This window comes from Paenibacillus sp. SEL3 (assembly GCF_054602585.1).
In genome coordinates, this window is sequence record NZ_CM137725.1 from 2528515 (window position 1) to 2553933 (window position 25419).

Below are 25419 nucleotides of genomic sequence, written 5' to 3' on the forward strand. Positions count from 1 at the left end.
TTTATTGTCGGAAATAAAGAATAAAATCATGAGTCCTCTATCCAAAACACTAAAGTATAAATAAGCACCTACAGGAGGTTAAAAGAATGGCCTACGAACCAATCTGGAACGCTCATCCCGATAAGCTTAACAAATTCGAGTTAGTCAAGCTGGAAAAGGACGGTCTCGACGTTATCCGTACCATTATTGAAAACTATGCCAACGAAGGCTATGACTCGATCTCTGCGGACGATATGGATCGTTTCAAATGGGCTGGGGTATATCAGCAAAAGCCCAAGGATGGTCATTTCATGATGCGAGTCCGCATCAACACAGGGATCATGACTTCAGCACAAGCACATGCACTGGCAGACATATCCGCGCTATACGGACGCGGTCTTGTGGACGTCACCACTCGCCAGGCGATTCAATTCCACTGGCTGACAGTCGAAAGCTTGCCCGATATTTTTGAAAGACTGGAAAAAGTCAACTTGTATTCCTTCGAAGCCTGTGGAGACTGCCCGCGTACCATTGTCGGTAATCCGCTGGCTGGTATTGATCCCAATGAATTGGTGGATACCCAAGAGATTGTAGATGAAGTAAACCGTTTTTTCTTATTAAATCGAGACTTCTCCAATCTGCCGCGTAAGTACAAAATGTCTATCTCCGGTAATACGTACAACAATGCACAGGCTGAAATTAACGACCTGTCCTTCACTCCGGCCACCAAGATCCTCGACGGAAAAGAAGTGATCGGCTTCCATGTGATGGTTGGTGGAGGTTTGTCCGCCAAGCCGCATATGGCACAGTCTCTGGATTTGTTTGTTCGTCCTGAGGAAGTACTGAAGGTTGCTATTGCTGTCACCACCATTTTCCGTGATTACGGCTATCGGGAAAAGCGGCACCATGCCCGCTTGAAATTCCTCGTTACCGATTGGGGCCCAGACAAATTTCTGGCTAAGCTCACCGAGTACATCGGTGAAGTGCCCGGACGAGGTGAAGACAAAACGATTGGCTGGCAAGCCGCCTATTTTGACGGTGTGCACCCTCAAGCCCAGAAAGGCCTGAACTATGTCGGTCTGAACGTGCCTGTCGGTCGCCTTAGCGCTGACGAGTTGCATGAACTGGCCGAACTGGCTGACCGCTATGGCGATGGTCAGATTCGTACCACGATGTCGCAAAATATTTTGCTGAGCGGCGTGCCGGATGAGCAAGTGGATGAACTACTGGAAGCTCCCGTGCTGCAACGCCTGACACCACGACCCAAGCATTTTATGAGTCGTACGGTATCGTGCACAGGAAATGAGTTTTGCAATCTGGCGATTGTGGAAACCAAAAAACGGGCGGTTGACGTTGCCGAGTATTTGGATCAGCACGTACAATTGGATGAAAAGGTGCGCATTCATTTTATCGGTTGCCCAAATTCCTGCGGTCAAAAGCATATTGCGGACATCGGTCTGCAAGGCTCGCTCATAAAGACACCGGAAGGCTTGGTCGACGCGTTCGACATCGCTGTCGGCGGAGCGCTTGGGGCAGGCGCCCAGTTTAACAAGGCGCTCAAAGGTCGCGTACGTGGGGATCAGGTTGGACCTGTGCTGGCGGAGCTCATTCTGTTCTACAAAGAAAACAGGAGCGCTGGCGAAAGCTTTTACGCATATGTACAGCGTGTAGGTATTCCGACTTTCCAGGAAAAGCTGTCTGCCATTTTACAGTCCAGCCACGTTGCATCCTAAATATAGAGCCTATTAACAGCCTGCTTGTATCCCATATACAAGCAGGCTGTTTCTTATCGCCATACAGCCCCGCAATATCGTCTCCCTCACTTTCACAAAAAAAAGACACCGGATTACTCCGGTATCAATATTTTCGCAAAATCAAGCACTGTCGGTTTATGAGCGCCTGTTGTAGATGTCACCACCGCGTAGCCTGAAGGTATCTTATATATCAATCCCGTATCATACCGGATGCCGAAGGAATTGTCCTCCTTATAATGAGTCCTCGTTTCCCACACCTTCGTACCGTTTTCTTTCAAGCCTGTAATGGTGATGCCATGCATCTTCGTCGTTTTCCCCAGTGGATCATATTGATCACTGAACTGGACATACAGCTGCTCCTCAGGCAGATACACCTGGTCAGCCCCGTAGTCCTCTGTATTGCTAAATAATTGCAGACTATTACTTAGCACCTGTGTACGCTTGCTGTTTCCTTTAAGCCCTGTTACAGCAATATGACCGCTCGGCAACTCTCGTACTGCGGCAATTTCTTTACCTGATCCTAAGTCCAGATGGATGTCACGGATATCGCGACCATATACATCTGCTTGTACCCCCACGGGACCATCTGAGCTGTTCAAAAGCGCATAATATCCATTGTGACTGCCGACCAGCCAACCCGAGGTCACTCCGGCCGTCGTTCGATTCCATTGTATATCGCCAGTTTCAGTGTATTTGAGTACAGTGAAGGACTGTTCCGCAAGGTTCAGATAGGAGACCAGGAAACCGCCATCCTCCAGTGGCTCCAAGCCAACCTGAGAATCCTCCCCATGAGATATCAAGCCATCTGTGGGTAATGTTTTGGACCACAAGGTGTTTCCATCCTCGTCCAATCGTGAAGCCTGCAACTCTCGTATTCCGTTCGGTTTTGTATATTCAATCAGAAACAGCAAGCCACCATCCGACGTCTCCCGCTGGACTCCCCTGCTGCTTGTTCCAGGCTGTACGTTCAGATCCTGCTGATGTTTCCATACAGCCTCCACAGAACTGTCCAGCTTGCCATATGTGACGTGTACTACACTTGCTTCTGTATCGTCCTCGACGTTCAGCGTTAAAAACCCACCATTTGCTGTGGGTTGAATGTAATTGTGAGCGTTTCCTAAATCCTTAATACTGCCAATGGCCGCACTTGTTTCGATTTCGGCTTGTTTGGGCACAAACGCCTCGGACACCTCGGAGGCATAGGACGGTGCAGCACTATATCCCATCAAGCATGCCGCCAAAGCAGCTCCTGCTGCCCATGTATACACACGTGTACGTAAAACTCTACTTTGCTTAACCTTCAAGCGTTCCAGCTCCCTTCATGACTTCCTCAGAGATGTTGTATGAACCTTAGATGTGATAAAACTAGAGACGGTTTCGCTTCAACTTGTAATGGTGTCACGTGGGCACGGAACTTTGTATGATGCTATGACGATTTATATATTTACCTCTTCAAGTCCGAACCTAAACATCCAAAACTCCAAAATTTAGAGACTACTCAGAGACTTTCTGTCGATGAATATACGTATAGATTTATTATCCCAGCGCTTGGTAAACTACGTGTCACATGCTTTAACGCAGGAATTTGATAAAAGTTTTCTTTTTTTACAAAAAAAATAAAACCCTGCCAAGGCGAAGGCATAAATACAGTAGTTCGTATTCTGCCTTCCTGCCTGTGCAGGGCTTTTAAAGCGTACGTTAAACGATATCTATAGATCGACTGTCTGAAGCGCTTGGCTACGCTCTGTATCCCGTTCAAGGATCGGCTTTAAGTATCGACCTGTATAGGATTCTTCGACTTTCACGAGTTGCTCCGGTGTCCCGGTAGCCAAGATCGTTCCACCGCCACTTCCGCCTTCCGGTCCCAAATCAATCAGATAATCGGCTGTTTTAATCACATCCAGATTATGCTCAATGACCAGCACCGTCTCTCCTGAATCAACCAAACGATGCAGCACCGTCAATAATCGATCAATATCGTGAACATGCAGACCAGTTGTCGGCTCATCCAAAATATAAATGGTTTTGCCTGTGCTGCGACGATACAATTCGGAGGCCAGCTTCACACGCTGTGCTTCACCGCCTGACAAGGTAGTCGCTGGCTGACCCAGCTTGATATACCCCAAACCTACATCCATCAGCGTCTGGATCTTGCGATGAATCTTCGGAATATTTTCAAAAAACTCCGTCGCATCCTCTACCGTCATCTCCAGCACATCGGCAATACTTTTTCCTTTGTATTTAACCTCCAGGGTCTCCCGGTTATAACGCCTACCTTTGCACACTTCGCATGGGACATACACATCCGGCAGAAAATGCATCTCAATCTTGATGATGCCGTCGCCTCTACAAGCTTCACAACGACCTCCCTTAACGTTAAAGCTAAAGCGGCCTTTCTTGTAGCCTCGTACTTTGGCCTCGTTCGTCTGCGAGAATAAGTCACGGATATCATCAAATACACCAGTATACGTTGCAGGATTGGAACGCGGTGTACGGCCAATTGGCGATTGATCGATCTCAACAACCTTTTCGATATGCTCTAGCCCGCGAATTTCTTTGTGCTGCCCTGGACGCACTCTCGCCCGGTTCAGATCACGCGCCAACGTTTTGTACAAAATTTCGTTGACCAGCGTCGACTTTCCAGAGCCGGATACACCAGTAACAGCCGAGAAAACACCCAACGGAATTTTGACATTCACATTTTTGAGATTGTTCTCCTTGGCTCCGCGAATCTCCAGCCACTTATCAGCAGGCTTGCGCCGCTCGGTATTGACCGGAATGAACTTGCGTCCGCTCAAATACTGCCCGGTTAAGGAATTCGGGTCTTCCATAACTTCCTGCGGGGTCCCCTGCGACATAATCATCCCACCGTGGATTCCAGCTCCCGGCCCGATATCAATGATATAGTCCGCCGCCATCATCGTATCTTCATCATGCTCCACCACGATCAAGGTATTGCCAAGATTCCGCATATGCTCCAAAGCACTAATCAGACGATCATTATCTCGCTGATGCAGCCCGATACTAGGCTCGTCCAAAATATAAAGCACACCCATCAGACTGGACCCGATCTGTGTCGCCAATCGGATACGCTGTGCCTCACCGCCTGACAACGTGCCTGCCGCACGGCTTAAAGTCAGGTATTCCAGACCCACGTTAACGAGGAATCCCAGTCGGCTGTTAATTTCTTTTAAAATGAGATTGGCAATCGACTTCTCCTTCTCACTCAGCTCCAGTGTATGGAAAAAGTTTGAGGCTTCACCGATAGACAGGGCTGTTACATAAGCAATATTGCGCTCTTGAATGGTTACCGACAGGCTTTCTTTTTTCAGTCGATGTCCCTTACAGGTGTTACATGGCTTTGCACTCATAAAGCCTTCAATAAATTCACGTATGCCCTCAGAAGCCGTATCACGATACCGACGCTCCAAGTTGGGGATAATCCCCTCAAAGGTCACATAGGCTTCCTTACGTTGACCAAAATCATTTTCATAGCGGAAACGGATCTTCTGCTCACCCGTTCCATGTAAAATGAGGTTCATTTGTTCTGTCGTCAATTGACTAACAGGAATGTCCTGTGGAATACCGTAGTGCTCGCATACTGACTGTAAAAATTGAGGATAATAAGTGGAAGTTCCCCCACTCCAAGCCTGAAACGCCCCATCTTCCACACTTTTTTCAGGATCGGGAATGAGCAAATCAGGGTCAACCACCATTTTAACTCCTAACCCATCGCAATCCGGGCAAGCGCCGAACGGACTATTAAAGGAAAACATTCTTGGAGACAGTTCATCTATGCTGAATCCACAAATCGGACATGCAAAGTTGGAGCTGAACCGCAACTCCTCTTGCCCCATAATGTCTACAAGCAACTGCCCGCCTGAAAGATTCAATGCCGTCTCAATAGAGTCAGACAGACGCGCACGCACATCTTCCTTGACAACGATGCGGTCTACGACCACTTCAATCGAGTGCTTCTTATTCTTTTCCAACTCAATCTTCTCAGACAATTCACGCAGTTCGCCATTCACACGTACCCGCACAAAGCCCTGCTTGGCTATATCCGTGAACAGTGTTTTATGCTCACCTTTGCGACCCGATACCAATGGAGCTAGGATTTGCAGTCGTGTCTTCTCAGGATACTGCAAAATGCGGTCTACCATCTGTTCGACGGTCTGTGACGTGATTTCAATGCCATGTTCAGGACAATGAGGATGACCCACCCGGGCAAACAACAACCGCAGGTAGTCATAGATTTCGGTAACCGTTCCGACGGTAGAACGCGGATTCCGACTTGTTGTTTTTTGGTCAATGGAAATGGCAGGAGACAGACCGTCAATCGAATCAACGTCCGGCTTCTCCATTTGCCCGAGAAATTGACGGGCATACGCAGATAAAGATTCCACATACCTCCGCTGCCCTTCCGCATAGATCGTATCGAAAGCCAGCGACGATTTACCTGAGCCGCTAAGCCCTGTCAGGACGACGAACTTGTCCCGTGGAATCGCCACGTCAATATTTTTGAGATTATGCGCGCGTGCGCCTTTGATGATGATGCTTTCATTCGCCAAATGTTTCATCTCCTTAGCCGTAGTTCACGTCATGCTATATCGCATTGGATTATCCCATGGAAGTGATATATCGCAAAGAGAACGACCACATAGGCCGCCCTCACTATTTTTAAAAGCAAAGCAATCAAACATTTTATTTTCATATGTTTTGCTTCTAGCTTATTCTCAATGTTTAATCAGCTCGCAACTCCAGCAAAGCATCACGCAGCTCGGCTGCCCGCTCGAACTGTAGGTTCTTGGCGGCGTCTTTCATCTCTGCTTCCAGACGCTGAATGAGTGATTGGCGCTCCTTCTTGGAAAGTTTACCCGTCTCATTAGGAAGGTAATCATTCTTCGATTCTGCCACCTTAGTTGCTTCAATAACATCACGAATCTTTTTACGTATGGTTTGCGGGGTAATCCCATGTTCTTCATTATACTGAATTTGAATCGCACGCCGACGTTCCGTTTCCTTTATCGCTTTATCCATAGAATCGGTAATCTTATCGCCGTACATAATAACACGACCGTCACTGTTCCGTGCTGCCCGTCCGATTGTCTGTATCAGAGAGCGCTCAGAACGCAGGAAGCCTTCTTTGTCTGCATCCAAAATCGTGACCAGAGATACTTCCGGCAAATCAAGACCCTCCCGTAACAGGTTAATCCCGATTAGCACGTCGAAGGTCCCTAGACGAAGATCCCGCAAAATAGCCATCCGCTCCAACGTCTTAATCTCGGAGTGCATATACCGGACCTTGATGCCTACTTCTTTTAAATAGTCAGTCAAATCTTCGGACATCTTCTTCGTAAGTGTGGTCACCAGCACCCGTTCTTCACGTTCTATGCGAAGCCGTATTTCATTAATAAGATCGTCAATCTGCCCCTTGCTCGGACGCACCTCAATAATCGGATCAAGAAGCCCGGTAGGACGAATAATCTGCTGCACCATCGTTTCGCACTTCTCCATCTCATAGGGTCCTGGAGTAGCTGATACATAGATAATCTGACTTACCTTGTCCTCAAACTCTTCAAACTTCAACGGGCGATTATCCAATGCAGACGGCAAACGAAAACCATGATCCACCAGTACATTCTTACGTGCTTGGTCACCGTTATACATGGCACGAATCTGCGGCAATGTAACATGGGACTCGTCAATGACGATCAGCATATCATCCGGGAAATAATCCATTAGCGTATATGGTGTTGCTCCTCGTTCACGGAATGTCAGTGGACCTGAATAATTCTCGACACCGGAACAAAAACCAACCTCTTTCATCATCTCGATATCATAGCGGGTACGTTGCTCCAAACGTTGCGCTTCTAACAGCTTCCCTTGCTCCTTCAACTCCGCTAACCGCTCTTCAAGCTCACGTTCAATGTTGACCAATGCTACCTTCATCGTATCCTCATGAGTAACAAAGTGAGATGCCGGGAAAATAGCAATATGATCACGTTCACCGATCAATTCACCCGTAAGCACATTAATCTCGGTAATTCGTTCAATTTCATCCCCGAATAGTTCTACACGTATAGCGTGTTCCCCATGGGAAGCCGGGAATATTTCTACAACATCCCCCCGTACACGGAAAGTACCCCGCACGAAGTTGATATCGTTCCGCTGATATTGAATATCGACCAAGCGGGACAAAATCTGATTGCGGGGTTTCTCCATGCCAACTCTAAGCGAAAGCAGCAGACTTGAATATTCTTTCGGCGAACCCAAACCATAAATGCAGGAGACACTCGCTACAATAATAACGTCACGACGCTCAAACAGAGAGCTTGTCGCTGAGTGGCGAAGTTTATCAATCTCCTCATTGATGCTGGAATCCTTCTCAATATACGTATCGGAAGACGGGATGTATGCTTCCGGTTGATAGTAATCATAGTAGCTGACAAAATAATCGACGGAGTTATTCGGAAAGAATTCTTTAAACTCACTCGCCAGTTGAGCAGCCAAAGTCTTATTATGTGCAATAACCAGCGTAGGCCGATTTAACTTGGCAATGGTTTGTGCGATGGTAAACGTCTTACCTGTTCCCGTAGCACCCAATAGCGTTTGATGCTTCTTTCCTTCTGCAATTCCCTCTACCAATTCAAAAATGGCCTGGGGCTGATCGCCTTGAGGTTGGAATTCCGACTGAATTTCAAAAGTCTTATCGCTAACAACGATATCACTCATTGCCCTGCATCACCCTTATCGTCTAAAATGGAAACATCATGATTTTACACCAGTCGAGCTTTAACGTCTTTGCCTGTAACTCTATGTCGATATTTCCCGAGCAATGATACTTGGGAAATATGGTTGGATAAGAATGTTTGTTCCCGTATTATACCTCTTTCTTACCGCGGATGCAAACGATAAGTCTTGAATAGGAGTGAATTAAATTTTGGATATCACCATCGTATTGGGCATCATCGCAGGAATCATAGCATTAATCGGTGGCTTCTTATGGGAAGGCGGCGAATTTACCGGGCTGCTTCAAGGTACATCGGCTCTCATTGTATTTGGGGGAACTTTCGCCGCAGTTGTGATCAGCTACCCCGCTTCCAAGCTGAAGACGATCCCCACCGCTCTACGGATGGCATTTAGCCGTGAGGACAATCCTACGGAGCAATATATAGAAGATTTGGTTTCCATGGCTGCCACCTCACGCCGATCCGGTGTGCTTGCGCTAGAGCGTATTTCGTCAGAGCATCCGAATGCATTTTTGCGCGAAGGTCTTCAGTTGGTCATCGACGGCACCGAGCAGGAACAGATCAAACAGATTTTAGAGCTTGAGTTAGATGCCATTGAACACAAACATGAAGGGTACGCCAAAATATTTGAATCCGCAGGCGGTTATGCTCCTACGATGGGGATTATCGGTACGGTTATGGGCCTAATCCATGTACTGGGCAGCCTGACCGAGCCTACTGCGCTTGGTCCGTCCATTGCTGTTGCCTTTATCGCAACCCTATACGGCGTTGCTAGCGCCAATCTGATCTTTCTGCCCATCGCATCCAAAATAAGAGCAGCCAGTGAGAGTGAAATTATCACGATGGATTTGCTGCTGCAAGGTATTCTGGCTATCCAAAACGGAGAGAATCCAAAGCTTGTACGCAAAAAGTTGGAGTTCTTTATCCGCTCAGAGCAAAATATAGATCGCAAACCGCCTCGTCGCTCACGCACTGAGGACGCATCTCCAAAGGAGGACTTCCATGAGAACGCGCGGTAAGCGCCGTGGGGGTCAAGGAGGCGGCGGAGACCATCGTGACCGCTGGATGATTACCTATGCCGATTTAATCACCCTGCTGCTCATATTTTTCGTTGTGATGTATGCCATGAGTAGTTTGGATGCTAAAAAATACGATGTCGTTGTTCAATCCCTTCAGGATACGTTCCACAAGGGAGATTCTATTTTGGAGCAAGGCTCGGGCATTACAGGTACTGCCGATCGTTATACCAGCAAGAATCCACCCACGACCAAGCAACCAGCAGCCGATAAAAAGGAAGCCGGATCGACAAAGCTTACCGAACGTGAACAAGCATTCCGCACGCAGGAAAAAGAGCTGCAAAATTTAATGGGTGTCATTCAAGAATATATTACGGACAACAAACTGGAAAATCAGATTTTTGTGTCAGATCAGCCGCGTGGTATTGTCATTACGCTGAATGACCGCTTTTTATTCGATCAAGGTAGAGCTGCACTCAAGCAAGGCTCTGCCAACACACTATCCAAGTTGGCCAGTCTATTTCGAGATTTGAAAACACCGATTAGTATTGAGGGCCATACGGACAACATTCCATTCACGCGTTCCTCTAACTCATCGACCTACAAGGACAACTGGGAGCTTTCCGGCGCTCGGGCACTGTCTGTACTCCGGTTCTTTATCGACCGAGAGCAACTTTCACCCTCAGGATTTCAGTATGCAGGTTATGCAGATACCCGACCGGTTGGTGACAATAGCACCGAAGCTGGACGACAAAAAAACCGCCGTGTCGAAATCACCGTGCTACGCCAGCTTCAACAGTAAAACCCAAAAACCTCCTGAGTCACGCAATAACGTGAATCGGGAGGTTTTTTTGATACATATTCATCATTAATACATGGCTTCCGCCTGATGTAGACGCAGAACAATAAACCGTACGAACAACGTGGATAAGAGCAGCGTACGAGATGCAATAGAGATTATTTTGTTTATTCTATATCCCACTATGTATTAGAAGCCCTGGTGAAGTTAGATTCTATCTTGTCATGATGCTTGAAGATTAATAAGATAGGACAAGCTCGTGTTGCTTCTCTTGTATTTGTGAACTTTGGGGGATGCTCTGTTGTCTACGATAGCTATATTTCCAGTCGCTGTACTTATTAAGGAGTCGATCTAACTCCATGGACTTGATTAACACCCGCCGGTCCTTCAATCCCACCTCATTCGCCAAATCATTTAATTCCTTCCGCTTTTCTTCGATGCATTCCTCCAATTGTTTCCATTTCACATCAATAAACCTCCTGTTCGGTGTGGTATTTACATTAGTTTACAAGCTGATACCTTCCCTACAGGTTAAAAATATAATAAAACCCAATTCATCCCTTTAACGGGGAGAATCAAAAAACCAGCTTTAACGAGGCTGGTTTCTTGATTCATATCTATTTACTTGGAAAACTCCCTTGGAACTCATCTGGAAGTGAACAGCACTATTGGATTTCACCCACCTCTACCATGACTAGAAACTGAAATATGAGAATTATTACTAACTATAATATCATGGAAAGAAGACAGAACCCCGATATTACTAACTACTATTAGAGAAAGCAAAAGTGAAAGTAAAACCTTCCTCATCTTTGCACACCTCCTTAATAATAGATTTATAAATCTCAATTTGTCCTTCGTCACATAAAGCTCTATTATTTTCGAATAAAACCATACTTTGGGCGAAACTCTCTACATTTTTAAGAAAGAATGATATCTGTATACATTGTAAATTAGCATTTATTGCATCCTTGTATCTCTTATTTCGTCTATAATAAATGGCTAATTGAAAATTAAAATTATAATAATCATCCATAATTATTACATCCTGAGTATTTCTAAAAATATCAATATATTGGATAAATCGATCCAATATACTGTCAACTGAGAAGAAATTTCTATTAGCCGATTCTAAAATATTCACAAGACCTGGTAATATCTCATCATTATTGTTCTCTAATAAGTTTACATATTGAGGGAGCACAGACGTATCTCCTAATAGTAAATCAAGTGTATAAGAGTTCCCCATAGACCATACCTTAAACTTTTCCACTTCTCTTTTCCCAACGGTGTTTAAACCCTCAAACCAACTTAGATCGGCATACTCAGCAACAATTTTTTTTGCATTCTCATAGTCACCAATTTTTTGTAAGGCATAAGCTTTCATAAGTAATCCTTGCCCATAATATACTACTAAATGTCGTTCGGTCTTTATCGGTACATAATTCCTGTTTTTCCGAGCCCTTCTTTTTTTTTCTTCTTCATATATAATTTTAGATTGTTCCCAAAGCTCATCGCTGTGTGTAAGTGTTTCTTGCCATTTATGTAGTGAAGAATATATATTTGTTAGTTGCAACAATCCGTCTAATTGATGGCACTCTGGCAACCGAAAACGAAAAGGTTCAAATCGTATAGCCGCCTTTAAATTTAATTCAGTATTCTCTCCAATTTTTGCACGAAACAATTTATAATGGCTTATCGCCAATCTCTCAGAATGTTGATACTTTTCATTTTCAATGACACATTCATAGAAAGGAATTGCCTCTTGCAGCTTCCCCCCTTCATAAAGCTCCTCTGCCAAAGCAAAGATTGTTGGAATGTGGTTAAGATCTTCCATTAAGCGTGAAAGCACTTTCTCAACACATCGCAGGTTTCCCACTTCAACACAACGAATCAGGAACGGCTTGACCCTTTTCCAATGTGGTCTTCCATCATAAAAACATTCATCCACATACAGATCATATAACCAGCCCTCTGGATAATTAAAGGCTTTGGTAATCAAGTCCATTTGTCTTACAGATATAGGTTTAGGTGGATTTCCGTTAAGCATCGCACTAAATATACCCCGGTTAAGCCCCGTAGCTTGTCCAAAACTATTAAACGTGTAGCCACCAAGTTTTAATTCTTTCTCAATTTCCGAACGAATCGTGGTTGCATTTTCCAATAAAAACACCCCCGGCATATTCAGATGATTTTAAAAAATCACCCTCCTCGACAATCAATTACAATATACTAGAAATTATATGAATAAATTGGATGATGGTCAACCCCTTTTCTACACTGTTTTATTATATTATGGAATTTGATGTTATTAAAATAGTTCCCACAAGAACTAAATGACGAATAATTAAGGTAATTTAATTACCTCCACGCTTAATCTAGCTTTGTCTACACTCATACTATAGGAGTGTGGATGTCTATGGAAACAACGAAACTACTAGGAACAAAAATCCGCCAATTTCGAAAATTGCGGGGTATTACACAAGAACAGTTAGCAGAAGCATCCGATTCAACAGGTTCCTATATCGGCAAGTTAGAGCGCGGTGAGGTCAATGTGCAGATCAAGACACTGGAAAAATAGCAGAGGCGCTGGACACAAACGTATTTGCATTTTTTGACTATAATCCATATGAAGAACTCAAAAGCCAGCCTTGGATTTGGGAATGCGTTCATATCCTTTCCCAGCAGAATGAAGCGGGGCAAAATAAAGCTTATCGCATATTGAAGGAACTTTTCTCGTCAGAGAGTGAGCTTTCTGAAAATAACCCTGATAATTTAAATGGTAATGAAAAAAATTAGATTTCCGAATAGCCTTGCTATTTAAATACCAAATAGGCTATGTTTCTCTACCTAATAATAGTAGTAGGTCACATAGCCTTTTATAAGTTTCAAGAAGTCATTTGCTTAATATTACTTTCAACAGTTTTAAGTACTTTTTCATATTCTGCCCGTTGTTCATGTATCGAACGGTCTTTGTATTTCTCAAACAACAACGTGATAGACTTGATATAGAAAGCTTTATCATTCAATTGTGAGGATGCTTTGAGACTGTTCAGCATACTGTCGATCGCCTCAGAGTAGTTTCCCTTATTAAAAGGGTATCGACTAAACTTAAGAAAAAAAACGAGAATAGGTCACTAGGTCAGTACATAAAAAAATGAGCAGGTGGGTACTAAATCCCCTGCTCATTTTAGCGATAGTATTTATATCATTTTAATTAGCTGTCGGTTCGGTTCCCCAAACAAGTACCCCATTATGATACAACGTAGCTTTCGTATGATCGGCGAATGAAGTTTGCGTGCCTTTATACGAGTAATCGTCACTTTCGTTATAGTTCGACCAGTCTGTTTTATGAATACGAGTTTGAATTCCGCCCGTGCTTCCTCTAGGTGCTAACACGCCTGCATCTGAGTTGAAGCTGACTTCCAAATAATAATCAGCACCGGTTGCAGCCTTATCCATTTTAACCAGTTTACCATTCAGCTTTGAGCAGCTCAGCATTGCATAGTCGCAGTTGAATGTCTGCTCACGGTCACCGTCGATCGTGTAGTAGTAGCGAATTTTCAACTCGTTGATCGGTACGGAGGCTGTACCTTTGTTTACAATTTGGAAATGCGGGTTCAAGTGATTGTCGTTCACATTTGTATCCGCTGTGCGATACTGGAGCACCAGTCCCGTTGTCGGCTGCTGAGTATCCGCTTTCGGTGCTGCGCTAGCCGTGTTCGAAAGCGTTTGACCTGCATCGTTCTTCGCTACGACTTGGTAATAGTATATCGTGTCTGCCGTTACGGCTGTGTCGGTGTAGCTGCTTTCGTATACATCGCTCGCTACGGTGGCGAACGTACCGTTTTCAGCCGTCGAACGCTTCACTTCATAGCTTGCGGCATTCGCCGATGCTGTCCAGCTCAGCTTTACTTTCGCCGTTTCGCCCGCTGCGTTCAGCGTGAAGCTGCCCGGTACTGATGGTTGCTCGGTAATGCCATACGTTTTTAAGTTAGTCGGGAGCTTTTCAAGCGTAATGACGTTCGGATGATTATACACTTTTTTCAGATGCTCCAGACTGTTTTGTTTGCCGTCTCTCAGGAAATCCCCATACCATGTAGCGAACCAGCTCCAATGGGCTTGATACGCCTTCATCAGATCAGGGTCCGGGATAGGTCCGTTTTCGCTCATGGCAACTAACTTTTTGTCCTTGCCCAATGTAACAAGGTCTTCGTATTTTGCAATCTGCGGGCTGTAGTCGCCTGCTTGCGGATAAGAGTCAAAGCTCAAAATATCCACATACTCATCTCCCGGATACCAATCCGGAGCAACAGAATTCCATACCCAAATCAAATTGTTCAGTTTGTGCACATTCGTCAAACGGTCATGCATCAAAATATACAATTTTTTAACAGGCTCAGGGCCTTTGGCGCCCCACCAGAACCATTTGCCTTCCGCTTCGTGCAAAGGACGGAACAGCACAGGAACTTTCGCATCCTGCAACTTCTTCAATTGCCCCGCAATTACATCGATGTCGCGAATAAGCAATGTATAATCTTCGGACTCTGGATGATTCATCGCATATTCGATATCGAATGTAGTTGAATCGGCATAAAAGCCTCTCCACCATTCTTTTCCCTGCGTATCGATCAGACCTTTTGGCGCATTCCAATGCCATGCAAAGGTAACAATGCCCCCTTGCTTATCCCATGCAATCGCCTTTTCCGTCTCTGTGGAACTAAGACCGTGTTCCACTCTGCTTGGCGAATAGTCGATCAGGTCAAGCGCTGCAATTGCTGGTTTTTTACCTACCTTGGCTTGAAGCCAATCAATTTCGTTTATCTCCTCCTGACCAGAGAGCATATTCTTCCCGTATTGATCAACCAGGTAGTTCATCAATGCTCTTGCTTCTACCGTCGCATTCGGATTAATGAGCGTTTTGGTTACCGCATGCGGTGGACGGTCAGTAGCTGGCTCCAGCTTGACATAGTCGATATCATACCAGCCCCAGCCTGTTTCAAAACCGATCGTATTGGCCCCTGCATTCAACAGAACCTTACCACCGGACGTCTCTTTAAAATCAGCCGTTTCCCAAAGTACCAGCTCGCCAGACGCTTTGCCGTTTAAAGAGAAGTTCGTGCGTTTGTCATCATGAGGAGAACGGTAGCCGATTGTAAGATTGTACAAGCCTGCCGCCTCTGCCTGAATCGTCATCGCCAGGGAATCCCCTGCATTGTGGAAATTAGTTACATAACCAGTACCTGAGAAGCCAGTCCCGCTGGATTCCACAATGGTTCCCTTCAGCGTGCCCTCTTCGGCTTCATAGCGATCCGGTCCATCTACAGGCGCTCGAGGAACCGCTTTCAAAACATTGGATTCGCTCATTCCCGCCTTTGTTTTTGCGGTTATTTTATAATAATAAGAAGTGCCGTTCGTTACGTTGGTATCTGTATAAGACGTTTCGACCAAGTTGGATGCTACAGCAGTAAAAGGACCGTTTTCATACGTAGCCCGCTGTACACTGTACCCTACAGCTCCGCTGGAAGCGTCCCAGGATAAATCGACTTTCCCATCGCCAGCCTCAGCCCTCAGCGCAAAGCTTTCAGGACCTTCCACAGGTGGCACAGACGTATCATTGCCAGCAGTCAAGACGATATGATAAGCCGTCAATGGTGGTACTGTATAGGTAAAGCGGTTGCCTGAAATTTGCGTGATTGGTGCGGATTCCTTAATTTGCGAGCTATTTTTGTCGAAGCCCCATACTTTACCGGAACCGTAAGTCGTCTCGCCGGAAAGATCAAATTGGGCGTCGAATGCGCTGTCCATGCTTTTATTCATGACAACGAGGTGCAGTTCTTTGTAGGATGCATCTGTTACGGAAGCATGCACCGAGCTATTAACAATATCCGACGTTTGCGCGTTAACGCTGATATCACCGAAAGTAGAGCTTTTTCCGTCATAATTGCGATAAAGCTTGTAAGCGGCACTAACGTAGTTGTTGGCACCCTCCTTTAACTTCCAGTAGTTTGCCATATAAACGTCGTTTTTGCCCAAGATGCCCAGCACATCGGTCATAGCGATACCACCGGAAATATCATTTTCGCCGCCATAGCTATACTCAGTCAAAGCCAGCTTGGTTCCCGGGTAATACTTATCCACCGACTGCTTTAATCGAGGCAATAAAGGCAAGAATTCACTGTTCCATTGAGCGATCCAGCTATCTTCCTTGTAGGTCGGATCCCACAAAGTACGAGGCGCCTGCATTCTGGCTTTCTTCGTTTCGTCATTGCCTACCTCATTCGTAATTCGTATGCCTCCGCCCATCGCTTCAGGATACCAGTGGACGTCGAAAACATCCAGCAATCTCTTGCCTTCGGCTTGCGAACTGAGGCGCATTTGATCCAGGTAATAGTCCACGAACCAGCTGTAGTTGCCTTTTACAGAGCTCCAATCAGGTGCGGTTTGAAGATCTGTATAGGCGCCAAAACCGTAAAGAACGGGCCCAAAAATTTCCGCACCCGCGTCAACCGCTTTAACAGCTTTGGATAAACTTACCGACCGGTCTACCAACTCTTTGGCTCCGACCTTTTCACCATGAATGCGCGGATGCGTGTGCGACCAGAGAGCGGGTTCATTGTCGAGCGCATATCCTTTCACGCCCGTCTTTGTTGAAGCAACGCCGTACTTTTTCACTAAAAAGTTGACGAATTCATCCGCATAAACCTGATTGTCATTCAGATCAGGCTGTAGTTGGAACGGCGCATTTTTAGCGTTTACGACCTGATTCCAACGAGCAGAAGGGGCCTTTTCACTTTCCTGCACACTTCCGTTTCCATCCTTGGCCACATAACCAGCCATCGGCAGCGTGACTAAAGAATATGTGCCCTGCTTCAGCGATTGATCGTGAAACGAGGTTGCCACCGCACCTGGCTTTTCACATTCGGCTTTTGTCAATCCGGCGTTGTCGCATAAATAGCTATCGCTGGACTGCATCCAGTCACTTCCTGCATTGGACATATTGTTTTCCCAGTTATATCCGGTCATTCGATTGCCACCAAGTCGTCTGGCAGTCAGATTCTCATCGCCTGCCAATTCCTGATTCGTACCGTAAATATAAGGGCTAATCGGCTTACGATCCTTGGATGTATCGACTTTAATGGTAACGGTCTTTGCCGTTTGACCGTGAACTACAGTTGGAGTCGGTAGAGCCCCCCCTACTATAATCTTGCATGCCATGACGACCGGCAGCCATTTGGAACGTTTGGACCAAATACCACTACTATTTTTCTCCTTCATGCCGCTTTCCTCCTTTAAGTTTGAAAAGAGCGGCACCCATACGAGTGCCGCTCTACAAGGCTTTAAGGCTCCTGATTCCAAACGAGTTTATCGTTCTGGTACAGCGTCATATCCCTGCTTGAAATGTTCCAGCCGAAGACAACACCCTCTTTCTTTGAAACTGGATTTATAATATTACCTTAACACAAAGGTATATTGACATTTTTAACTATTGTTTTAATTAACTAGTATTAATTTCTTAAATAACCATATTGCTTGAGTATCCCAATAGCTCTTGCTTATCCACACTCGTCCTTCCTACCGTACTTTATCCTTTTGAATAAGCTTATAATAGATGCGCGCAGGCTCTGATTCTCCAGTGGATAAAATGTATTCTGCCAAAGGTGCGCACAGCTTTTGGAGGTAAAAGGAGTATAGTAGCTCGGCCGTGTCAAAATGAATTTTCAACACCTGCTTCATCAAACCTTCGAATTTGGAGTAATCCAGTTCTTCCGGGGTAATATCAAACGGGTACTCAGGAAAGGTTTTTTTCTGAATTTCAACAAATTGCTCCCTAAGCTTCGGTTGATTGCCTGAACGGGCAGCCGAGAAATTCATCATAAAAAAAGATACAAAGTCCGTCTCACGATCACTTAACTTATAGTACTCACACCAACGCATGAATATCAGTGGTTTTACCATATATAAATCTCCTTTAACAAAAGTTCAGATTTATCATGAATCTTACAAAAATCTAGTGGGTTCCATCTTATGTAATATATAGGTTAAGCCCCATTTTAAAATATGATTCCTTAAATGAATTTTGCTTTTTAACATATCCCCTTCTTATATATCTATGAAAGTGGACAACAAAAAAAGACCGTTTCAGTATCTTAATGACGCTGACCAAGTCTTCTCATAATCATCCGTATAATCGCATTCGTATTTATTCTAATCTTCTACATAGCTGCAAGGTTACAGGCTGCACGTGAACACATAAGCGGGCGGGACATTGCAGTTTACCTTTTTAATCTGAATGTCAGCAAAAAAGGTGCGGAAAAAATTGTGTTTGACCTTGCTGTACTGGAACGTAATAAATTTGCCTTCCTGGCCCAAAACCTCAGCCGTTTGTCCCAAAATAAGGCTAGATAACGCGCCTGGCAGGCTGGTGAAAGGGAGCCCTGATACGACATAATCCACTTTTGGAACCTCATACTGTCGTATATACTGCGCTACATGCTCAGCCGATCCATGAATGATGTGTACCTTCTCCAAGTGTCCGTACTTGCTTTGTAGCGTTTTGTAAAACGATTCATTAGCTTCAATCACTAAAAGTAGCGTTTCTGGACGCTTGTTCAAAATCAGCTCTTGCGTAAACACACCGGTCCCTGCACCATATTCAATAATGCACGATGCTTTGTCAAAGTAAATCGGTGTGGCAATTTGTTTGGCCAACTGTCTTGAGCTGGGTATAACAGCGCCTACGCTGCGTGGATGCCTGATGTACTCTCGAATAAAGTGAATCGCGTTCATCTTTTCCTCTCCCTGCTTGACACACATGATAGACATTCGGTTCATCGACGCTTCTTATTACATATTCATTGTATACCGATCAGAATATTGATTTCAAGCAGGCTACTGTCGGCATATAAAAAGAGCGTAGCCTTATTCGACTCTAATCAAATAATGACTACCCTCTTATTGTAACATCTATTTGTTCATGGTATCCAACTGTGTACCCTCTGCCTGCGATGCCTGTCCAGCTTTACGTCGCCGTGCGCCTATATGCATGGCAACAATCCGATAGATGGAGGCCGGCTGTAGGGATACGGCCCAGCTCGCGTCTGCATCCGGTGCAAGCACGACCCCTAGCTGGTGATGATCGCCATCGTACATGCCTCGCTGCACAAACTTGCTCTCGCCTTGCAGATTGCGTACTTCCAGCTTGCAAAAGGCAGAATTGATCCGCAAGGCCTGGTGTAACTCGGCACGGGTATTCACAATAACTCCATTCACGCGGTAAATGGCCTCGCCCGGCAGTATGCCCATGGCTGTCGCCGGACTGTCTGGCAGCACAGCGAGCACACGCATCCCTTGCTCCGGATGGACAAACATCGGGCTAAGACGACTTTCCTCCATATTACCATACCAGATCAGTGCCTCATGAGCCAGAAAAGAGAATAACGCTGCTAACAATATCAGCGGACTCCACCATGCAGCCAGCAAGCTCAGCAGAAGTAAAGCCACACTGTACAGAAGCAAGCGGTTCGAAGTGAGTACCGCCTTCTGTCGTGGTAGCTGGCCTAGCGTCACGCTGCTGAAGCCCATCAGGACTGGTAAGGCTGCCAGCATATACCCGGTTCCGGCATCGCCGCCGAACAACGGTGTCCAGGGAAGCATGAATCCTCCCTGAGTGGGTACCAGCAATAACAACGGAATGGGCCAGAGATCTTCCATCCGATAGCCGCCAACCAATCTCCCCCGTTTGCCCTCGACAAACAGTGGAGTGGCAGCTTTCCCCCCTTGCCAGCGAACCAACAGCGCCTCAGCCACATGCAGCACGGCGACCAACACCAACAGTGCTGGAATATCCAATCCGCGGATAGCCGTTACTGAAGTTCCGAGCGCTCCCACAGGTTGCCAGCCACTGGCCACATTTAGGAAAAATTGAACCACACCTAGCAGACCTACCGAATAAGCGAGACACAGGTAACGGACGCGTACCAGCATGAGCAGTAATGTTGCTACCCACAGGCACACGATGGAAGCCGGGTTCAGATGCACGCTGACGAACATTCCCAGAGCGGATAGCGCCGTTCCAGCAAGCAAACCACTCCATACGACACGCCAGGTCTCTGAGGCCCAGCTATGCATTTTAGTATGAAATAGCTTGCGCTCCAGCAACATTTGCCGACGATAACCAAGTGCGACAATGAGTATTGAGATATAATAAAACGGCTGCATAAGCAGGTATAAGCAAGCATTCAAGACGCTCCATCCCCATTGTAATGCCCATTCCAAGTCCATTCACACTCCCTTATGCCCCTGGCCCGCTGTATAGCGGATCACGTACACTTCATATCCATTTATTCTATATGAAATTGCCAACGTAGGGAAGACAAACCGACAGACTGCAAATAAATCCCAATATAAAAGGAGGCTGTTTCCAGCCCCCTTGTTGTAGCCTCACTATTATTTCGCTACGCTTGTCTTCATTTCCTTCCGAATCTCTTCAATCCCCTGCTTGAGTTGATTATCATTTTTCGGATCACGAATTTTCTCAATCAGCTTGGCTTCCATCGCTGCTGCTGTCTTCGCATCAATGATGCCACTAGCCGTCAGCTTCGCTTGTTTTTGAAAAGCAATAACAGAGCTTTCAGTTACTTTGTCAAAATAGCCATCCTCGCGACCTGGTTTGTAACCCAAACCTTGCAGAATGATTTGTGCATTTTTCACATCACTGCTATTCATATTGTATTTCAAGGACTTTTCCTTGTTCAGCGGTGCTGCTGTGAAGTATTCAGGCTGTTCCACCGCGATGTTCGGCTTAATCCCTTTTTTATGAATCCACGTTCCATTTGGCGTTAACCATTTGGCAATCGTGATTTTGAGCAGGCTACCGTCACCCATTTGCTTGTCATAGCTGGTTTGTACAGTACCTTTACCAAAGGAGTTTTCCCCGATCAACACAGCACCTGCTGATTGCTGGAGAGCACCTGCCAGAATTTCGGACGCACTTGCGCTACCTTTATTCATTAGCAAAGTCACAGGGTAATTTTTACGTGAACCTTTGGATTTCTCTTCTTCACGCTTCTGATTCTTGTCTTCCACTTGTACAATCGTTTTGCCGGAAGGTACAAATTGCTGCGCAATCTCAATGACAACGGAAAGCACGCCGCCCGGGTTATTACGCACGTCAATGACGAGCCCTTTTAGCCCTTGCTTCTCGAGCTTCGCCAACTCTTCCTTGAATCGTTCTGCTGTATTCAAGGAGAACTGGGTGATCGTGATGACGCCTACACCGTCGCTTTCCATATGAGCTGTTACAGTTTCCATATCAATATTGTCACGGGTAATCGTGTATTCGAGCGGATCAGGAGAGCCACTGCGCTGAATTTTGACTTTCGCCTGACTGCCTTTAGGTCCACGGATTTTGGAAACGGCCTTGTTCAGATCCAATCCGTCCAGTGTTTCACCATTAACAGACAAAATAATATCCTTAGAGCGTAGCCCTGCCTTTTCAGCCGGCGAGCCTTTAATTGGCGTGACTACAACTACTTTTCCGTTTTCAGCCGCTACTTCAGCTCCGATCCCGGTAAAAGAGCCTTCTATAGATTGCTCGAACTGTTGTGCAGTTTCTTTACCCATATAAGAGGAATACGGGTCGCCGAGCGACTCCATCATACCATTGATGGCGCCATCCACCAGCTTGGTACGATCCACATCCTGATAATATTGTCCCTGAATCAGGTCAATCGCCGTCTCGATTTTGCGGATATCACTTCTGGAGGTAGAACTGCTACCTGTCACACTCGCCAGCAGTCCTTCGCCCAGAGCGCTGTTCCCTACTGTAGTCGTTCCAGTATAGGCAAAAGTGAGCAGACTGCCGCCAAGCAGCCCGATCACCATCAAGAGTATCGCTGTACTTTTTTTCAACATCTAATCGTCCACCGCCTTCTCGTTATCTTGTATCCTATTGCCTTACAACGCATATCCATCCACGAAGTATACGTCTAGCTTGTACGGAATATGTTAATTGTATCCTACTCCGTGTCTCAATGCACATGTTCTTCATCGGATATTAACCATTACAGCAAAGCCCTATCTACAACCGTAATGGCTATAAATAGGGCTTACCTTATTTACTATAAATAGTTCATCGGATTTACAGGTTTGTTATTTTCACGCACCTCAAAATGACAGTGAGGTCCCGTGGAATTGCCCGTCGAACCAACTTCTGCAATTTTTTGACCACGTTTCACAGTCTGCCCCGTATGAACCACCGTACCGCCATTGCGAATGTGTCCGTATAGGGTCCATAGTCCGTCTCCATGGTCAATTACAACTGTGTTTCCATAACCACTCCACCACTCGGCAACAATGACAACACCGTCTTCAGCTGCATGAATATCAGTTCCCTGCGGAGCCGCCATATCAATACCTGTGTGGCCTTTAAGCTTGCCAGTAATCGGATGTACCCGCATGCCAAAAGTAGATGAGAGTCTGTAATGAGATACAGGTAAAGCCAACGTACCTGATCCACCCGTATACGTACTGGCTGCCGCATGGCTGGAATTCGAGGCAGCGCCTGAGGAAGAAGATGCATATCGTTTGGCTTCAGCCGCACGTGCAGCCGCTCTGGCGCGTGCTGCTTTGGCAGCCTGCTCCGCTCTGAGCTTGTTCTTCTCCTGCACCAGACCCACACGTTTGTTCGCGAGGGCTACCAGCATGTCATTTTGCTCTTCGCTGATTTCATCTGACTCCGCAATATCATGATCATAATTGGAAATCAGTCTTTGCTTCTCTTTCTCCTTCGAATTCAGTTCTGCTTTGGCGCCCTGCTTGAGCGCATACAGCTTCTTGGCATTTTTATATTCCGTATCCAGCTGCTTCTTCTTACTTACGACCAGAGCCTTGTCCTTTTTATGCTCGTCCAACAGGATTTGATCCTGCTCCACGATCGTTTTCAGGGAATCTACCCGGCTAAGAAAGTCACTAAAACTGGACGAAGACATCAGCACGTCCATATATGAGACGGTTCCATCCGTATACATCAAACGCACACGAGTTTCCAGCATTTTTTCCCGTGACTGGATACGATCAATGGCCTCAGCTAAATCTTTTTTAGTCGCACGCAGATTATCTTCCGTTTGATCAATCTGAACCGCAACACGAGTCAGCTGATCACTGACACTGTTAATCTGAGCAAGCACAATTTTTAGGTTTTGCACGGTTTTATTTTTGTAATGTTGGGCATACTGTTTATCTTGAGCAGCCTTTTCCTGTTGTTGCTTGGCAGATTGGGCCTGCTTTTCCAATTTGTTCAGCTGCGAATTGATCTCACTCATGCTTTTGGCATATCCGTCAGAAGGCTGGATTAGCAATGCGGCTACCAAGGTAGCGGCCAACACAGATCCTGTTTTTTTCAACTTGCACTCCCCATCCTTTATCGCAAAATAACACCGGGCTTCCCCGTTCTATTAAATCGACCACGACGTCCATCCAGCGCTTCTTATACTTTTAAGAACTTGCGCATGGACAGGGTACTGCCAACAATTCCGACCAGCATCCCCAAAATAATCAGCAATGCACTCAACTGAATCCAAATGCCTTCAAGTGGCATAAGCTTCAACATATTCAGAGCTATATCGCCCTGAACGGCGGTCAGCAAACGCTGATATCCAGTAAATAAAATACCCACGGTAATCAGGGAACCAATGAGACCAATAAGCGCTCCTTCAATAAAAAACGGCCATCGTATAAAAAAGTTGGTCGCACCGACCAGCTTCATAATGCCAATCTCTCTTCGTCGTGCCAATATGGTCACGCGAATCGTATTCGAGATGAGGAACATGGACATGATCGCCAGTCCAGCGACGAATATAAAGCCTACATTACGAATGAGCTTCGTAATCGTAAAGAGCGTCTCTACGGTGCCTTTTCCATAACGAACCTTTAAAATCGGTTTCTCTGGATGCAACGTATTCAGCTTCTCAATCTTTTCGGCCACAAATGGAACCGTTGTTGGTTCAATAACCTCTACCACAATTTTGTCCGGCAGTGGATTGCTGTCCTTGTCAAAACCCTCCAGCAGCTCCTTGCCGCTGTCACCCAAATCTTTGCGCAGCTCTTCCAAACCCTGAGCTTTAGTCACAAAGGTCGTTTTGCTGATTTCTGGCATCGCCGCGATTTCCTTTTGCAGTGTTTCACGCATGTTTTGCTCTACATTCAGCTCCAGAAATACGTTAACCTCCACCTGACTATCTGCCTGATCAGCCAGGGAATTGACGTTGAGCACCAGCATGATAAATACGCCCAATATGAGCAGTGACACAATAATCGAGGTGACGGATGCCACGGACATCCAGCCATTGCGGAATATGTTTTTGAAACCTTCCCGCACATGACGTAAGAAGGTGTTAAAAGTCATATCCGTACTCCCCTCTTACCTGATCCCTTACGATGTTGCCATTTTCAATGGCAATCACGCGTTTACGCATAGAGTTCACGATGTCCTTATTGTGGGTCGCCATCACAATGGTCGTGCCTCGAAAATTAATTTCGTCCAGCAACTGCATGATCTCCCACGATGTTTCCGGGTCCAGATTTCCCGTAGGTTCATCGGCAATGATCACGGAAGGATTGTTTACGATGGCCCGTGCAATCGCTACACGCTGTTGCTCCCCACCGGAAAGCTGGGCAGGCTCACGATTCATTTTTGTTTTCAAGCCAACCAGTTCAAGCACTTCGGGTACCCGTTTGCGAATCAGCTTCTTGGGAGCTTCAATAACTTCCATAGCAAAAGCCACATTCTCATAAGCCGTCAAACGCGGCAAAAGCCGGAAATCCTGAAAAATGACTCCGATGTTACGACGAACGTAGGGAATTTTACGCTGCTTGAGCTTCCCGATATTAAAACCATTGACTGAAATTTGCCCCTTGGTAGGTACTTCTTCTCTATAAATAAGCTTCATAAAAGTCGATTTCCCCGCTCCAGACGGGCCGACTACGTATACAAATTCATTGCGGTCAATTCTGACCGATACTCCTTGAAGTGCGTGGGTTCCGTTAGTATAGGTCTTCCACACATCCTGCATTTCAATCACTCGATCACTTCCCGTTGCTTAATCATATTACGCATA

Annotated in this window: 17 protein-coding genes; 4 read left to right on the top strand and 13 right to left on the bottom strand. The window is 45.8% G+C overall.

What is annotated here, in order from left to right:
- The first annotated feature begins 86 nt into the window (after positions 1 to 86).
- Complete coding sequence (locus tag ACYCS5_RS11820; protein ID WP_459761092.1) at positions 87 to 1712, top strand: nitrite/sulfite reductase; 1626 nt, start codon at positions 87 to 89, stop codon at positions 1710 to 1712.
- 113 nt (positions 1713 to 1825) lie between these two features.
- Here the strand turns inward: ACYCS5_RS11820 and ACYCS5_RS11825 are convergent, their stop codons facing one another.
- The 3 genes from ACYCS5_RS11825 to uvrB form a co-directional block, all read right to left on the bottom strand.
- Positions 1826 to 3037 carry a hypothetical protein gene (locus ACYCS5_RS11825; RefSeq protein ID WP_459761093.1) on the bottom strand — a complete coding sequence of 404 codons (1212 nt, stop codon included), beginning with the start codon at positions 3035 to 3037 and terminating at the stop codon, positions 1826 to 1828.
- Between the two features lie 405 nt (positions 3038 to 3442).
- Positions 3443 to 6304, bottom strand: coding sequence for an excinuclease ABC subunit UvrA (gene uvrA / locus ACYCS5_RS11830; protein ID WP_459761094.1), 2862 nt, complete (start codon positions 6302 to 6304; stop codon positions 3443 to 3445).
- A 172-nt stretch (positions 6305 to 6476) separates the two neighbouring features.
- Positions 6477 to 8468 carry an excinuclease ABC subunit UvrB gene (gene uvrB, locus ACYCS5_RS11835; protein WP_029514536.1) on the bottom strand — a complete coding sequence of 664 codons (1992 nt, stop codon included), beginning with the start codon at positions 8466 to 8468 and terminating at the stop codon, positions 6477 to 6479.
- Between the two features lie 208 nt (positions 8469 to 8676).
- On the opposite strand from uvrB, the gene ACYCS5_RS11840 reads away from it, so the two are divergent.
- Positions 8677 to 9504: a flagellar motor protein gene (locus ACYCS5_RS11840; RefSeq protein WP_029514537.1), complete on the top strand. Its 828-nt coding sequence runs from the start codon at positions 8677 to 8679 to the stop codon at positions 9502 to 9504.
- On the top strand, positions 9488 to 10303 hold the full coding sequence (locus ACYCS5_RS11845; RefSeq protein WP_459761095.1) for a flagellar motor protein MotB: 816 nt from the start codon (positions 9488 to 9490) through the stop codon (positions 10301 to 10303). The genes ACYCS5_RS11840 and ACYCS5_RS11845 overlap by 17 nt, the downstream gene beginning before the upstream one ends.
- 235 nt (positions 10304 to 10538) lie before the next feature.
- On the opposite strand, the gene ACYCS5_RS11850 is transcribed toward ACYCS5_RS11845, so the two are convergent.
- Both ACYCS5_RS11850 and ACYCS5_RS11855 read right to left on the bottom strand, forming a co-directional pair.
- Positions 10539 to 10766 carry an aspartyl-phosphate phosphatase Spo0E family protein gene (locus tag ACYCS5_RS11850; protein WP_023990607.1) on the bottom strand — a complete coding sequence of 76 codons (228 nt, stop codon included), beginning with the start codon at positions 10764 to 10766 and terminating at the stop codon, positions 10539 to 10541.
- A 297-nt stretch (positions 10767 to 11063) separates the two neighbouring features.
- Positions 11064 to 12464 (bottom strand): DNA-binding protein, encoded by a 1401-nt coding sequence (locus ACYCS5_RS11855; protein WP_459761310.1) that lies wholly within the window; start codon positions 12462 to 12464, stop codon positions 11064 to 11066.
- Between the two features lie 255 nt (positions 12465 to 12719).
- On the opposite strand from ACYCS5_RS11855, the gene ACYCS5_RS11860 reads away from it, so the two are divergent.
- The gene (locus tag ACYCS5_RS11860; protein WP_459761096.1) at positions 12720 to 12881 is read left to right on the top strand and encodes a helix-turn-helix domain-containing protein; all 162 of its coding nucleotides are present in this window, start codon (positions 12720 to 12722) and stop codon (positions 12879 to 12881) included.
- A 632-nt stretch (positions 12882 to 13513) separates the two neighbouring features.
- Here ACYCS5_RS11860 and ACYCS5_RS11865 read toward each other — a convergent pair.
- From ACYCS5_RS11865 to ftsE, 8 genes are all read right to left on the bottom strand, one after another.
- Positions 13514 to 17578, bottom strand: coding sequence for a glycosyl hydrolase (locus tag ACYCS5_RS11865; RefSeq protein ID WP_459761097.1), 4065 nt, complete (start codon positions 17576 to 17578; stop codon positions 13514 to 13516).
- 297 nt (positions 17579 to 17875) lie between these two features.
- Positions 17876 to 18259, bottom strand: coding sequence for a hypothetical protein (locus tag ACYCS5_RS11870; protein WP_029514546.1), 384 nt, complete (start codon positions 18257 to 18259; stop codon positions 17876 to 17878).
- Between the two features lie 273 nt (positions 18260 to 18532).
- A complete protein-coding gene (locus ACYCS5_RS11875) occupies positions 18533 to 19090 on the bottom strand; it encodes a class I SAM-dependent methyltransferase (RefSeq protein ID WP_029514547.1) in 558 nt (185 codons plus the stop codon).
- Between the two features lie 177 nt (positions 19091 to 19267).
- Complete coding sequence (locus ACYCS5_RS11880; RefSeq protein WP_340957043.1) at positions 19268 to 20584, bottom strand: PDZ domain-containing protein; 1317 nt, start codon at positions 20582 to 20584, stop codon at positions 19268 to 19270.
- Positions 20585 to 20749: 165 nt separating this feature from the next.
- Entirely contained in the window at positions 20750 to 22216 is a 1467-nt protein-coding gene (locus ACYCS5_RS11885; RefSeq protein WP_459761098.1) for a S41 family peptidase, read from the bottom strand.
- 206 nt (positions 22217 to 22422) lie between these two features.
- Positions 22423 to 23706, bottom strand: coding sequence for a M23 family metallopeptidase (locus ACYCS5_RS11890; RefSeq protein ID WP_029514550.1), 1284 nt, complete (start codon positions 23704 to 23706; stop codon positions 22423 to 22425).
- An 83-nt stretch (positions 23707 to 23789) separates the two neighbouring features.
- Complete coding sequence (gene ftsX, locus ACYCS5_RS11895; RefSeq protein ID WP_013312238.1) at positions 23790 to 24707, bottom strand: permease-like cell division protein FtsX; 918 nt, start codon at positions 24705 to 24707, stop codon at positions 23790 to 23792.
- The gene (gene ftsE / locus ACYCS5_RS11900) at positions 24697 to 25383 is read right to left on the bottom strand and encodes a cell division ATP-binding protein FtsE (protein WP_023990620.1); all 687 of its coding nucleotides are present in this window, start codon (positions 25381 to 25383) and stop codon (positions 24697 to 24699) included. Before ftsE ends, ftsX begins: the two co-directional genes overlap by 11 nt.
- Positions 25384 to 25419 lie beyond the last annotated feature (36 nt).